9 protein-coding genes are annotated in these 13,345 nt (G+C 73.9%); 1 reads left to right on the top strand and 8 read right to left on the bottom strand.

The window, feature by feature from the left end:
* Nucleotides 1-246 precede the first annotated feature (246 nt).
* The 6 genes from N5875_RS23845 to N5875_RS23820 form a co-directional block, all read right to left on the bottom strand.
* Nucleotides 247-1,212, bottom strand: a complete 966-nt coding sequence (locus N5875_RS23845) for a cation diffusion facilitator family transporter (protein WP_318210103.1) — start codon at nucleotides 1,210-1,212, stop codon at nucleotides 247-249.
* Between the two features lie 66 nt (nucleotides 1,213-1,278).
* On the bottom strand, nucleotides 1,279-2,430 hold the full coding sequence (gene manA, locus N5875_RS23840; protein ID WP_318210104.1) for a mannose-6-phosphate isomerase, class I: 1,152 nt from the start codon (nucleotides 2,428-2,430) through the stop codon (nucleotides 1,279-1,281).
* A gap of 197 nt (nucleotides 2,431-2,627) precedes the next feature.
* On the bottom strand, nucleotides 2,628-3,776 hold the full coding sequence (locus N5875_RS23835; RefSeq protein ID WP_318210105.1) for an SIS domain-containing protein: 1,149 nt from the start codon (nucleotides 3,774-3,776) through the stop codon (nucleotides 2,628-2,630).
* 1,225 nt (nucleotides 3,777-5,001) lie between these two features.
* Complete coding sequence (locus tag N5875_RS23830) at nucleotides 5,002-5,181, bottom strand: Trm112 family protein (RefSeq protein ID WP_073915537.1); 180 nt, start codon at nucleotides 5,179-5,181, stop codon at nucleotides 5,002-5,004.
* A 96-nt stretch (nucleotides 5,182-5,277) separates the two neighbouring features.
* Complete coding sequence (locus N5875_RS23825) at nucleotides 5,278-6,642, bottom strand: phosphomannomutase/phosphoglucomutase (RefSeq protein ID WP_318210106.1); 1,365 nt, start codon at nucleotides 6,640-6,642, stop codon at nucleotides 5,278-5,280.
* Nucleotides 6,643-6,745: 103 nt separating this feature from the next.
* Nucleotides 6,746-7,180 (bottom strand): DUF3499 domain-containing protein, encoded by a 435-nt coding sequence (locus tag N5875_RS23820; RefSeq protein WP_318210203.1) that lies wholly within the window; start codon nucleotides 7,178-7,180, stop codon nucleotides 6,746-6,748.
* A gap of 299 nt (nucleotides 7,181-7,479) precedes the next feature.
* Between N5875_RS23820 and N5875_RS23815 the strand changes: the two genes are divergently transcribed.
* Nucleotides 7,480-7,935 (top strand): metallopeptidase family protein, encoded by a 456-nt coding sequence (locus N5875_RS23815; protein WP_318210107.1) that lies wholly within the window; start codon nucleotides 7,480-7,482, stop codon nucleotides 7,933-7,935.
* A gap of 12 nt (nucleotides 7,936-7,947) precedes the next feature.
* Here N5875_RS23815 and N5875_RS23810 read toward each other — a convergent pair whose 3' ends face one another.
* Together N5875_RS23810 and N5875_RS23805 are read right to left on the bottom strand one after the other, a co-directional pair.
* On the bottom strand, nucleotides 7,948-9,525 hold the full coding sequence (locus N5875_RS23810; protein WP_338495819.1) for a DUF5719 family protein: 1,578 nt from the start codon (nucleotides 9,523-9,525) through the stop codon (nucleotides 7,948-7,950).
* On the bottom strand, nucleotides 9,522-13,307 hold the full coding sequence (locus tag N5875_RS23805) for a glycosyltransferase family 2 protein (protein ID WP_338495817.1): 3,786 nt from the start codon (nucleotides 13,305-13,307) through the stop codon (nucleotides 9,522-9,524). The genes N5875_RS23810 and N5875_RS23805 overlap by 4 nt, the downstream gene beginning before the upstream one ends.
* Between the last annotated feature and the right edge of the window lie 38 nt (nucleotides 13,308-13,345).

Genomic DNA, 13,345 nt, shown 5'->3' with positions numbered 1-13,345 from the left:
GCCCGGGGGTTTCCACGGTGCCGTCGTCGGAGGCCCTCTCTCCCTCGGCCGGTCCGCGAGGACCGCCCGACCGCCATCAGCAGCGACGTCTGGCTGGTCACGAATCTACACCGGACGGTGCGGTCGGCCACAGTCCGCATCGGGCGGCGGGGCGCGGTCGAAAGCCGGTTCGGACACACGCGACCCCCGGGACCGTGGGGTCTCGGGGGTCGCGTGGGGAAGGCGAGGGGTAGGGCGAGAGGCGGGTCAGTGGTCCGCGTCGTCCGGGGTCTTGGACGGGTTGGTGCCGGTCGCGGCGGCCGCCTCGTTGTAGACGTCCGGCTCCAGGTAGATGACCCGGGCGATCGGGACGGCGGCGCGGATGCGCGCCTCCGCGGCGTTGATGGCGTTCGCGACGTCGGCGGCCGAGTCGTCGTGCTCGACGGCGATCTTGGCGGCGACGAGGAGCTCCTCCGGGCCGAGGTGGAGCGTCCGCATGTGGATGAGTCGGGTGACGGTCTCGCCGTCGACGACCGCGTCCTCGATCTTCTTGACGTCCTCGATGCCGGCGGACTCGCCGAGCAGCAGCGACTTGGTCTCGGCGGCCAGCACGATCGCGATGGCGATGAGCAGGATGCCGATGCAGAGGGTGCCGATGCCGTCCCAGATGCCGTCGCCGGTCAGCAGGGCGAGGCCGACGCCGCCGAGCGCGAGGACGAGCCCGACGAGGGCGCCGAGGTCCTCCAGGAGGACGACGGGCAGCTCGGGAGCCTTGGCCCGGCGGACGAACTCCTTCCAGGAGAGGCCGCCGCGGATGGCGTTCGACTCCTTGATGGCGGTCCGGAAGGAGAACGTCTCCGCGATGATCGCGAAGACGAGGACGCCGACCGGCCAGTACCAGGCCTCGATCTCGTGCGGGTCCTTGATCTTCTCGTAGCCCTCGTAGATGGCGAACATGCCACCGACGGAGAAGAGCACGATGGAGACGAGGAAGGCGTAGATGTACCGCTCGCGGCCGTAGCCGAAGGGGTGCTGCGGGGTCGCCTCGCGCTGCGCCTTCTTGCCGCCGAGCAGCAGCAGGCCCTGGTTGCCGGAGTCGGCGAGCGAGTGGACGCTCTCCGCGAGCATCGACGACGAACCACTGAAGAGGAACGCCACGAACTTGGCTACGGCGATCGCCAGGTTGGCGGCGAGTGCCGCCACGATCGCCTTGGTTCCGCCTGACGCGCTCATGGGTGTACGTGGTCCCTTCGTCGATGCACCGGCTCTGTCGCCGCGGTTCGGCCGGTCATTGTTGCATCAGGCCACGACGGTGGCGCGAAAGACCGTCCCCGTACCGGAGAGTTCGGCCTTCTCGCCCGCGGGCACGAAGACGGATTCGCCGGCGGCGAGGGTCACTTCGCCCGCCTTCGGGCGGCCCGCGACGGCGAGCAGGATCTGCGGGGCGGGGCTCGTCAGGTCGGTCGGGGCGGCGCCGTCTGGCCGTACGAAACGGGAGAGGCGGAACTCGTCGATCGGGGTGTCGTAGACCTCCTCCCCGGACGGGGAGGCCTCGGGGCGCAGGACGGTGGGGTCGGCTGGCTCGAAGCGGACCACGCGCAGGAGTTCGGGGACGTCGATGTGCTTGGGGGTGAGTCCGCAGCGCAGCACGTTGTCGGAGTTGGCCATGATCTCGACGCCGAGGCCCGAGAGGTACGCGTGCGGGACGCCAGCGCCCAGGTAGAGGGCCTCGCCGGGCTGGAGCGTGACCGGGTTGAGGAGCATCGCGGCGAGGACGCCGGGGTCGCTCGGGTAGTGGTGGGCGAGGCTCGCGTACGGGGCGTGCTCGCCGCCGAGCCGGTCCGCGGCGGCGGCCGCCTCCGCCACGGTGTGCGCCATCTCCTCCGGGTCGGCGGTCAGCAGCGCCGTCAGGACCTCGCGGAGCGCGGCCTCCTCGGGGTGGGCGTGCAGGAGGTCGACGTACGGCTTGAGCGAGTCGACACCGAGCGCGGCGAGCAGGTCCGCGGCCTCGGCCGGCGCGCGGAAACCGCACAGCCCCTCGAAGGGGGTGAGCGCGCAGATCAGCTCGGGCTTGTGGTTGGCGTCCTTGTACGTGCGGTGCGGGGCGTCGATCGGGATGCCCGCGGCTTCCTCGGCCGCGTGACCCGCCTGTGCCTGGGCGAGGTCGGGGTGGGCCTGGAGGGAGAGCGGGGCACCGGCGGCGAGCACCTTCAGCAGGAACGGCAGGCGCGGGCCGAACTTGTCGACGGAAGGCTTCCCCAGTTCGCCTACGGGGTCGGCGTCGATCAGCGCGTTCAGCGAGCCGCGCTCGGTGCGGGAGGGGGCGCCGGGGTGGGCGCCCATCCACATCTCGGCCTGCGGTTCGCCGGTCGGGGCGACTCCGAGCAGCTCCGGGATGGCCGTCGTGGATCCCCAGGCGTAGGGGCGAACGGTGTTGACGAGGCGGTCCATGGTGCCTGCCAGCTCCTCGGGGTGGTGACGGACGGTGAGGTCAGGGGTGTCGGGAGACAGATGACAGGGGGCGGGTGACGGGTGGGTTACGGGGTGGTGGACGTGGGTGTGGGGGTGGATGTTGTGGGGGTTGGGGGTGGTGGGGCGGGTGGGGGTGGGTGTCGGGGTGGGGGTGGAGCGGGTGGGGGGTGGGCTTTTCAGAGGGCCGTGCGGCCCGGAGTCGCCAGGGAGAGGTAGACCGCCGCGAAGTCGGTCACCGCGAGCAGTTCTGCCAGGGTCTCCAGGTCATCGCCTTCCTCCGGTTCCAGCTCGCTGATCGCCGTCTCGTGGCTCAGCGCCAGTTCGCGGGCCGCGTGTGCGGCGGTCAGACCGTCCGACGGACGGTCCCTCAACAGGACCACCCGGGCGCGGAGCGCCTGCGGCTCCTCCACCCGGTCACGGAAGAAGTCCTCCGGGTCCGCGCCCGCCGCGTAGTCACCCGCGAGGAGTACGCCATGGGCCGGGAGGGCCTCGGGGAGTTCCGCCGCAAGCGCCGGCAGACCCGCGAGCTCCGCCAGGACCGCGGCGAACCTGCGGCCCACCGGGCCCGCGGCCGCGCCCTCCGTCCAGATCAGCGGCAGCGTGTCCGCGAGCTCGGCGGCGAGCGTCTTCGCCGGGTTGCTGTACGTGGCGATGGCCGGTCCGCAGCGCTCCGCCATACGGTCCAGCCGGTCGGCGACCTTCTCCAGGGCCTCGGGCGGGGCCTCCAGGAGACCCACCCGGTCCAGCAGCATGAGCAGCGGGGTGAACAGGGCCCACAGCGTGCCGGGGCTCGCCGCGATGTTCTCGGCGTACTCGTTCGGCGCCTCGTTGGGGGCGATGGCCATCGGCACGAACAGACCGCGTGAGCCGCTGACCGTCTCCGTCAGCGGCGAGGCCTTGGGCGCCACGGCGACGACGGTGATCCCGCGGCGGTACGCCTGCTCCGCGAGGAGCGCCAGGCCCGGTTCGGAGCCGTCCGTCGTCGGCAGCAGCAGGAGGTCCACGGAGCCCGCCCAGCCGGGCAGCGCCCAGCGCAGGGCGCCCGCGGCGGGGGCGACGCCGGTCGGCTGGAGGCGTACGACGGGAGCCGAGGCTCCTGCGAGGGCGCCGATCAGGTCGGCGACGGCCGCGGCGGCGGTGCCTGGGCCGGCGACGAGTACGGCGCGGGGGCGGCCCTCGGGGTGGAGGTCCGCGATGCCGGCCTCGGAGGCGTGCCGGGCCGCCGTCCGTACCCGGGCGCCGGCTTCGGCGGCGCCTCGGAGGAGGCCGCGGCGGTCTGCCAGGGCGAGGTCGTCCGGGGCGTCGAGGAGGGTCTCGTCGAGCATGGGGCGGGTGCCTCCGGTCGCGTCGTCGTCGCGGGCCCCTGCGGGGGGCTTGGGGGGTGGGTCTTGGTGCGGGGCCCTTGGTGCGGGCGGCTTAGGTGCGGGCGGCTTAGGTGGGTGCCTGGTGGTGCGTGCACCTTCTATGGTGCGGGGCTTGTGGTGCGGGCGCGGTGCGGGTGCGGGGTGCTTGTGGTGCGCCCGGCCTTTTGCCGGGCTTGTCGGTTCCCACCCGCACCACCCGTGCAGGTGGGATGGCAGAGGTGCGGGCTTCCCCGTGGGGGGGGTGCTCGCCGTTGGCGGCGGACCCTCCGGGGGGACAGGAGAGGCGGGTCCGTCGGGAAGCGCCAGGTCGAGGCAGGGTGGGGCCGGGCGCGCGGGGCTGCGGGAGCGGGTAGGTCGGTCGGGCGTGGGGGATGCCGTGCTGGTGGCGAGCACCCCGTGCCGGGTGGCACGAGCTGGATTCCGCGCCATGCGGCGCGAACCTGAGGCCGACGCGGCCCGGTCCCCGGCCCTGCGGACCAAGCCTGTGCCGGATGGCAAGTCTCCCGACTCCCTCGCGACACGAGACGGCCTTGCCGTACGGGCCGGGCCCCTGCCCGTACACCCGTGCACCAGGGCAGTGGCCGGACGACACGCGCCCGAGACCCTTGGCCGTACAGGCCGAGCCTCTGCCCGTAAGCCGCAGAGTCTGCCGGGCGGCACGAACCTGAGCCCACGCCACTCGACACGCGCCCGAGGCCCTCGCCGTACAGGCCGAGCCTCTGCCCGTGCGACGCAGGGGAGCCTGCCGGGCGGCACACGCCTGAACCCACGCCACACGACACGCGCCCGCGACCCTCGCCGTACAGGCCGAGCCTCTGCCCGTGCGACGCAGGGGAGCCTGCCGGGCGGCACACGCCTGAACCCACGCCACACGACACGCGCCCGCGACCCTCGCCGTACAGGCCGAGCCTCTGCCCGTGCGCCGCAGGGCCTGCCGGGCGGCACAAGCCTGACGTCCCACGCCATGCGACGTGGTCCCAGGCCCTGCCGTACGGGCCTGGCCTCTGACTGTGCGCCGTGCGTCGCAGAACCTGCGCCCATGCCGTACGGCCCGGCCCCTGGCTTGCCCGGTTTTCGTGCGGTGCTTGGTCTGGGGCGGGGATCCGGGCGCCCTGTGGTGCGAGATCACCCATCGGGTCGCTCCTACTGGCGTCGCCGTGAGGTAGCTCCGTGCCGCTGTCCCCGGTTACGGGCGGCGGGCCTCGTCCGTCAGGAGGACCGGGATGTTGTCGCGGACCGGGTAGGCGAGGCCGCAGTCGGGGCTCGTGCAGATGAGTTCGGGGGTTTCGTCCGCCGTGCGGTCGTTCAGTGGAGCGTGGCACGCGGGGCAGGCCAGGATCTCCAGGAGGCCGGCTTCGAGCGGCATGGGGTGTCCCTTCGAACAAGCGGTTTCGGGCCAGGTCAGCCTACCGCCGGGGGACGGGGGGTGCCCCGTTCCCCGGCGGTGGGTGGCGCGTGGAGGTCAGGCCGTGGCGCGGACCAGGGCCAGGACCTCGTCGCGGATCCTCGCCATCGTCGCCTCGTCGCGGGCCTCGACGTTGAGGCGCAGCAGCGGCTCGGTGTTGGAGGCGCGGAGGTTGAACCACCAGTCCGCCGCCGTCACCGTCAGGCCGTCCAGGTCGTCGAGGGTGACGTCCCCGGTCTCGTACGCCGCCTTGACCTTGGCCGCGCTCGCCCGCTGGTCCGCCACCGTCGAGTTGATCTCGCCCGAGGACGCGTAGCGGTCGTACGCCGCCACCAGGGGCGACAGCGCGCCTTCCTGGCCGCCCAGGGCCGCCAGGACGTGGAGGGCGGCCAGCATGCCCGTGTCCGCGTTCCAGAAGTCCTTGAAGTAGTAGTGCGCCGAGTGCTCGCCGCCGAAGATCGCGCCGCTCTTCGCCATCTCCTCCTTGATGAAGGAGTGGCCGACCCGCGTACGGACCGGCTCGCCGCCCTGCTCGCGGACGACCTCCGGCACCGACCACGAGGTGATCAGGTTGTGGATGATCGTTCCGCCGGGGTGCTTCGCGAGTTCGCGGGCCGCCACCAGGGCCGTGATCGCCGACGGCGAGACCGGCTCGCCGCGCTCGTCCACGACGAAGCAGCGGTCGGCGTCGCCGTCGAAGGCCAGTCCGAGGTCGGCGCCCTCGGCCAGGACGCGGGCCTGGAGGTCGACGATGTTCTTCGGGTCCAGCGGGTTCGCCTCGTGGTTCGGGAACGTGCCGTCCAGCTCGAAGTACATCGGGACGACGTCCAGCGGCAGGCCCTCGAAGACCGTGGGGACCGTGTGGCCGCCCATGCCGTTGCCGGCGTCCACCACGACCTTGAGGGGGCGGATCGCCGTCAGGTCCACCAGGGACTTCAGGTACTGCGCGTAGTCCTTGAGGGTGTCGCGGTGGGTGATCGTGCCCTCGGTCTCCGCCGCTTCCGGCGCGCCGGTCTCCGACCAGCCCTCGGCCAGCTCCCGGATCTCCGCCAGGCCCGTGTCCTGGCCCACCGGGGCGGCGCCCGCGCGGCACATCTTGATGCCGTTGTACTGGGCCGGGTTGTGCGAGGCGGTGAACATGGCTCCGGGCAGGTCGAAGCTGCCGGAGGCGAAGTACAGCTGATCGGTGGAGCAGAGTCCGATCAGGGTGACGTCGGCGCCGAGTCGGGCCGCGCCACGGGCGAAGGCGTCCGCGAGGCCGGGCGACGAGGGGCGCATGTCGTGGCCGACGACGATCGCGTCCGCGTCCGTCACCCGTACGAAGGCGGCACCGAAGAGCTCGGCGAGCGACTCGTCCCACTGGTCGGGTACCACTCCGCGGACGTCGTACGCCTTCACGATCTGCGACAGATCGGCAGTCACGGATCCACCCTCCTGAGTTCTCGGCACGCGTGTGCGGCGCGTGTACGGAACGCCAAAACTACCCGGAGCGGGGAGGGGGTACGCGGACGGTGGCCGGTTGCGCTCAGTTGTCCGGGGAACGCAGCACTCTCAGATGCCCTCGGCGCCCGACCTCCATGGGGTCGCCGCCGCGGCCTCCGCCGCCCTTGCCGCCGGCCTCGGCCGCGCGTTCCTGGGGGCGGGCCGCCTCCCGTACCGCGTTGGCCAGGGCTTCGAGGTCGTCGCCGCTGGGGCGGGCGGGGGCGGAACCGTCGGTCAGCCGCACGACCTCCCACCCCCGTGGGGCGGTCAGGCGCTCGCTGTGCTGGGCGCACAGGTCGTAGCAGTGGGGCTCGGCGTAGGTGGCGAGCGGGCCGAGGACCGCAGTCGAGTCGGCATAGACGTACGTCAGTGTCGCGACGGCAGGGCGGCCGCACGCAGTGCGCGAACAGCGACGTACAGGGCTCACGACGTTGGACGGTACCGCACTCTTGAGCGGGCCGCGACGACTCTCCCTCAGGTCACTCCACCGTGTCGCGCTGTGACCTCCGCCACCCCCCTTCGAGTGGCGGCCGCTCCGACCTGCGCGGGAGGGGGCACAAGGGGGTGGCGCCGGGAGTCGATCCGGACACTCGGGGGTATGGATCCGGTCAACCACGGCCAGATGGCCGATCCCGAGCAGCCCTCGAATCGGGCGGACGGTTGGCCGGAACGTTCAGGTTCGGACAGGGGGTGGAGTGGTGGACCCGGAGCGCCAGGGGAGGTGGCGAGGATGCGCCACGGTGCGCGGGCGCCGATGAGGGTTACGCTGCGTCAGTGATGGACAGTCCTGTGCCGCCGAGCCCTCCGCACCACTCCACGGAGCCCCCGGCGGAGCCCCGGGTTCGCCGCCGCGACCGGCACGGCCGCGGGATGCGGGGACCGGTCGCCCCGCCCCAGGTGCCGCTCTCCACGAGCCGGGCCGACACCTTCCGCGATCTCGTCCTCGACTCGGTGGAGCGCCTGGAGCGGCGCTGGCCGCAGCTCGCCGACGTCGAGTTCCTCATCATGGAGGTGCCGCCGACGGTGCCGGGCGAGACGGTGCCCCTGGGCGGCTCGTCGCCCGCCGGGAAGGACGATCCCGCCCGGGTGATCGTCTACCGGCGGCCGATCGAGATCCGCTCCAAGAACCGGGACGAGCGGGCGCTCCTCGTCCACGAGGTCGTCGTGGAGCAGGTCGCCGAGCTGCTCGGGCTCTCCCCCGAGTCCGTCGATCCCCGGTACGGGCAGGACTGACCCGCATCGCTGCTAGTCCAGGACGCCCAGGTCCTGGCGGGCCGACGGGACCTCGACCGTGCCCCGGTCGTCGACGAAGGTCTGGACCGTGAACATCGGGGTGTCGTCCAGCGGCACCGCCAGCGTCCTGGCCGCGTAGACCTTGCCGCCCGAGACCGGTTCGACGGTCAGCGCGTAGGAGCCCTTGAGGCCCTGGGGGACCAGGTCGGTCAGGGCCGTCGTGGTGCCGCCCTTGACCGTCACCGTCCTCGACACGGGCGTCCCCCCGCCGGAACCCGCCGAGGCGGTGACCTTGACCTGTGCGTCCGCGCCGACGGCGGTCAGGGCGAGCGTCGTCCCCTTGGCCCGGTTGTCGGCGATCGTCGCGCGGGCTGAGATCGCCCCGGTCGCCGGTACGAAGGCGACCTCGGTGTCCTCGCCCTTGCCGCGGACCACCCGCAGGGCGGCCACGACCGGGGTGGACTTCTTCGGGTCGCTCGGGCTGAGCATCAGCGAGCCCACCTCGCCCCGGGTGAGGTCCGGCAGCTCGACGGAGGCCGTCATCCCCGACTTCACGTGCAGGGAGCCGGCGCCCGCCGGGACGATCGTGCCGCTCCGGGTGACCAGCTGGACCTTCAGGTCGGCGTCGTCCTCGCCCGGGACGAACGCCACCAGGCGTACGGAGGTGGCGTCGGCCGGGATGCCGGGGAGCACGGCGGTGCTCGCCGGGTCCGCCGAGGCGGCGATCCAGTCGCTGCCGAGCTTCTCGTCGGCGGAGCCGATGGCCGCGCCGACCCGTCCGCTGCGGGTGGTGACGTGGACGGTGACGGACTGCTGCGCGGCCTCGCTGGTGAGGGTGGAGAGCAGGACGGGGACCGTGGAGCGGGCGGGTACCGGGATGCCCTCGGTGAACTGGGACTTGAGGACGCCCTCGGGGCCGTACAGCTCGATGTCGGCGACGGCGGCCGTGTCGTCCGGGTTGGTGAGGTGGACGTAGTCCTGGCGTTCCTTGGCGGTGGAGGCCGCGGGGAACCAGAAGTCGGTGTCGGGGGCGCCGCAGCTCAGGCCGAGGAGGCCGCGGGCGCCGCCGGCCGGGACGACGGTTGTCTGCTGGACGGTCCAGCCGGGGGCGAGGGTGCCGGTCGCCGCGCCGGTGAGGGCGGGTGCGGCGGGGCCGTTCGCCTCGGCGGTGACGGGCTTGCCGGGGGCGGTGACGGTGGCCGGGGCCTTCGCCTTCTTGCCGCCCTTGGTGGCGCCGCCGGAGGTCGTCGCGCTCGTCGCGGGCCGCAGCCGGGCGGTGGCGGCGGCAGGCTTGTCGGCCGTGCCGGAGCCGCCCGTGCCCGCCGTGCCGCCGGTGCTGCCCGTGCCGCTCGTGCTGCCCTTCGCCGGGGCCGTACCGCCGCTGAGCGGGGTGTACGAGGTGTAGAGGGTCTCGGCCACCTCGGAGGTGCTGGGCACCGGGCAGGCCAGGCCGGCCCGCTCGACCGGCAGTCGGGTGGGCGCCTTGACCTGGGGGGCGGCGGTGCCGTCCGGGGTGGTGAGGGACGCGAAGCCGGTGACGGCGGCGAGCGCCGTGGCGCCCGCGATCAGGGAGAGGGTCGTGCGCTTCACTGGTTGCTGCTCCCGTCGGGACGCTGCTCGGTCTCGTGGCCCTGGGGGTGCCCGTAGCCGTAGTTGTACGAGTCGTACTGCTGCGGGTCGTACTGCTGCGGCTGCTGTTCGTACTGCTGCCCGCCGTACTGCGCCTGCTGCGGGTCGTACTGCTGCTGGTCGTAGCCCTGGTCGGGGTACGGCTGCTGCTGGTCGTACTGCTGCGGCTGCTGCTCGTAGCCCTGCTGGGGGTACGCGTACGGCTGCTGCTGGTACGGGTCGGCCGCGTACTCCTGGTAGTAGCCGCCCTGCTCGGCGTACGCCTGGGGCTGGGGCTGCTCCTGGTGGTCGCCCTGCGGCTGTTCCTGGGCCTGGGCGTAGGCGGGGTCGTAGCCGCCGTCCCATCCCTGGGGCTCCTGGGACTGCTGCCCCGGGATCGCGGTGGTCTCCGGTGCCGGGTTCTGGCCGGTCTCTGCGGTTCCGGCGGCCTCGGCCTCGGCCTCCGCCTCCGCCGCGGCGCGCAGTCGGCGGGCCCGACGGCCGTCGCCCTCCAACGCCTGGGCCGGGATCGCGAGCTCCTCCTCGGGCAGGTCGTCGTCGATCTCGCGGCGCCGGCCGGGCAGGGCGAGGACGAGGAGGACGACGGCGAGGCCGACCTGGGCCCAGATCCACGCGGTGTGGGTGAGCGGCTGGTCGTACGTGAGGTCGAGGCGGCCGGCCTGGGCGGGGAGTTCGAAGCCCTGGGCCCAGCCGTCGACGGTGGTGCGGGTCAGCTCCTTGCCGTCGAGGGTGGCGGTCCAGCCCTCGTCGGCGCGGTCGGCGAGGCGCAGGACGCGGCCGGTGGGGCCGGCCGGGATCTCGGTGTGCGCCTCGACGGGGCCTGCGGCGACGGCGACCGGGGCCGATTCCTTCGCGGCGTCGGCGGGCTTCGCCGTGGACTCGTCGGTCGACTCGCCCGTCGTCCCGTCCGTGGCCTTCGCGGCCGGCGGGACGATCATGAGGCGGGCGATCTCGCGGTCCACGCGCCAGAGCGCGCTGCCGTCGAGCTGGCTGAGGCGGCTGAGTCCGGGGGTGGAGTCGAGGACGCGGCTCATCTGGCGGGGTGCCCCGTCCCGTACCAGGACGTAACGGATCGCGTAGCCGCTGAGCTGCTGGGTCTGGTCGGCGCCGGAGCCGGCGACCAGGTGGGCGACGACGTCGTCCAGGCGGGGGTCGTCCTCGGCGCCCGCGGTGAGTTCGCCGTCGCCGAGGCGGGCGCCGGAGCCGCGGACCAGGGTGTACGTGACCTCGCCGGGCGAGGTGCCGCCGAGGACGAGGGTGCGGGGCTGGTCGCGGGTGCCGGACTCCTCGGCGACGAAGGCCGGGACCTGGACCGGGTCGCGTCGGGTCAGCGGGCCGTCGGCGCCGGCGATCATCCAGCCGGCGGCGGCGACGGCGGGGCCGAGGGCGCAGGCGAGGGCGATGAGGGCGGCGACGGGCTGGCGCCAGCCGAAGCCGTGGGCGGCGACGCGGGTGCGGCCGCCCTCGGCACCGATCATGCCGGCGGCGATGAGGGCGGCGCCGTAGACGAGGGTGGCGGGTCCGGCCCAGCCGGTGCCGCCCGCGCCGTTGGACAGGGCGGCGAAGAGGAGTCCGGCGAGGCCGGCGGCCCAGGCGGCGCGGACGGCGAGCTGCCGCTCCTCGCGCAGCAGTCCGGCCAGGCCGGCGAGGACGAGGCCGGCGAACAGGAGGCCGCCGGTGGTGCCGGGCCCGCCGGGGCTGGTGCCGAGCAGGTCGAGCGCGGTGGCCGTGCCGGTACGGATGTCGAGGCCGGCCTCGCGCAGGAACGCGGCCGGGTCGGTGAGCAGGGTCAGCGACCAGGGCGCGAGGACGAGGAGCGGGGTGCCGACGGCGGCGAGGAAGCGCAGCCCGTACGCGGTGATGTCGGAGCGGCGTACGACGAGCACGCCGAGGCCGAGGAGGACGGCGAGCGGCCAGACCACCGGCGTGAACGCGGTCGCGAAGGTCAGCAGGAAGGTGTACACCCAGGTGGCGCGCCAGCTGCCCCGGTCAGGCCGGTTGAAGCCGTGGGCGGCGACGGCGGCGCGGGCCATCAGCGGCAGCAGGATCGCGAGGACCGCGGTGCCGAGCCGGCCGGTGGCGAGGGCCCCGGTGGCGGCGGGCAGGAACGCGTACGCGATGGCGCCCCACGCGCGCAGGAGGCGGGACTCGACGATGCCGCGGGCGGCGAAGTACGCGGTGAAGCCGGCGAGCGGGACCGAGCAGACGAGCAGCAGGGTCAGCGCGGTGGAGGTGGAGCCGAGGAACAGCGCGGAGAGCGCGGCCAGGACGGCGAGGTAGGGCGGGGCGGTCTGGGTGCCGCCGGTGCCGAGGGGGTGCCAGCCGTCGGCGTACCGCGACCAGAGTTCGGAGACGGTGTCGGGCGCAGGCAGCAGGGCGCCGCCGGCCAGCGAGCCGCCGGCGAAGAGGTTGCGGGAGGCGACCAGGGAGATGAGGAGCAGGAGGGCGAAGAGGACCGGGCCCGGCTTGCGGGCGATCTTCTTGAGCCGGGAGAACTGCTCGACCTCCAGGTAGTCGGCGTCGTCGCCGCCGGGTCCGGACTCGACGACGCCGTGGCGGGAGCCGCCGGAATCGGCCTCGGAGCCGCCGAAGTTGGCGGTGAACTGTTCGACGGCGGCGCGGACGGTGGCGCCGGGCGGCGGGAACAGCGGGCGGAGTTCGCCCGCCGGGACGACGGGGTTCTTGCGGCGCTTGCGGGCGGCGAGGATCTTCTCGGGGCGCAGCAGGGTGGCGAGGAGGCCCATGACCTCGTCGACGGCCTGTCCGGGGACCTTGCCGACGAGGTAGGCGAGGGTGCGGAGCAGGGTGCTGACGACGAGCCGGGCGAGGACGTACGGGAGGGCGGCGCCGCGGCTGTTGGCGAGGAGGGTGTAGACGGCGCCGGCCTTGTCGACGCGGTGCGGGTTGGCGGCGGTGCGTCCGGCGCAGTCGACGGTGCGGCGCTCGCGGGCGGAGGCCTCGGCGTGCCGGAGGACGGCGTCGGGGGCGATGAGGACGCGGTGGCCGGCGGAGTGGGCGCGCCAGCACAGGTCGACGTCGTCGCGCATGAGGGGCAGGCGCCGGTCGAAGCCGCCGAGCTCCTCGAAGACGTCGCGGCGGACGAGCATGCCGGCGGTGGAGACGGAGAGGACGGAGCGGACCTGGTCGTGCTGGCCCTGGTCCTGCTCACGGCGGTCGAGTCCGGTCCAGCGGCGGCCGCTGCGGGCGATGGAGACGCCGGTCTCCAGGAGCTGCTTCCTGTCGTACCAGCCGCGGAGTTTGGGGCCGAGGACGGCGGCGTCCGTGTCGGAGTCGGCGACGCGGAGGAGTTCGGCGAGGGCGCCGGGCTCGGGGGCGCAGTCGTCGTGGAGCAGCCAGAGCCACTGGACCGGTTCGCCGTGCGGGAGTTCGGGGAGGTCGTAGGCCTCGTCGTTCCAGGTCCGGCTGACCGGGTCCCAGCCGCTGGGGCGCTTCAGATAGGGGAGGTCCTCGGGTCCGAGCAGGGGCGCGGTGCGGGCGGCCTCTTCGACGGCGGCACCGAAGCCGGTGCGGCGGGCGAGGTGGAGGACGCGGTCGGTGCCGATGGCGTCGGCGAGGAGCTGCGCCGAGTCGTCGGCGCTGCCGGTGTCGGCGGCGACCACGTTCTGCACGGGGCGTTCCTGGGCGAGCAGCCCGGCGAGGGCGTCCGGCAGCCAGCGGGCGCCGTCGTGGGTGACGAGCACGGCGGTGACGACGTGTCGCGGAAACTCAGGAGTTGAGGACATCGAGCTACGGGCCCTCCGGCCGGGGTCGCCCGCGGGGG

The sequence above is a fragment of the Streptomyces sp. SJL17-4 genome, from assembly GCF_036826855.1.
Taxonomy (GTDB): domain Bacteria; phylum Actinomycetota; class Actinomycetes; order Streptomycetales; family Streptomycetaceae; genus Streptomyces.
Note: the sequence above shows the minus strand (reverse complement) of the source record. Positions and strands in the feature narration are given on the sequence as shown.

What these genes read in the sequence shown, in the direction of transcription:
- N5875_RS23845 (WP_318210103.1), bottom strand. Translation starts at nt 1,212, where the DNA reads ATGAGCGCGTCAGGCGGAACCAAGGCGATCGTGGCGGCACTCGCCGCC.
- manA (WP_318210104.1), bottom strand. Translation starts at nt 2,430, where the DNA reads ATGGACCGCCTCGTCAACACCGTTCGCCCCTACGCCTGGGGATCCACG.
- N5875_RS23835 (WP_318210105.1), bottom strand. Translation starts at nt 3,776, where the DNA reads ATGCTCGACGAGACCCTCCTCGACGCCCCGGACGACCTCGCCCTGGCA.
- N5875_RS23830 (WP_073915537.1), bottom strand. Translation starts at nt 5,181, where the DNA reads ATGCCGCTCGAAGCCGGCCTCCTGGAGATCCTGGCCTGCCCCGCGTGC.
- N5875_RS23815 (WP_318210107.1), top strand. Translation starts at nt 7,480, where the DNA reads ATGGACAGTCCTGTGCCGCCGAGCCCTCCGCACCACTCCACGGAGCCC.
- N5875_RS23805 (WP_338495817.1), bottom strand. Translation starts at nt 13,307, where the DNA reads ATGTCCTCAACTCCTGAGTTTCCGCGACACGTCGTCACCGCCGTGCTC.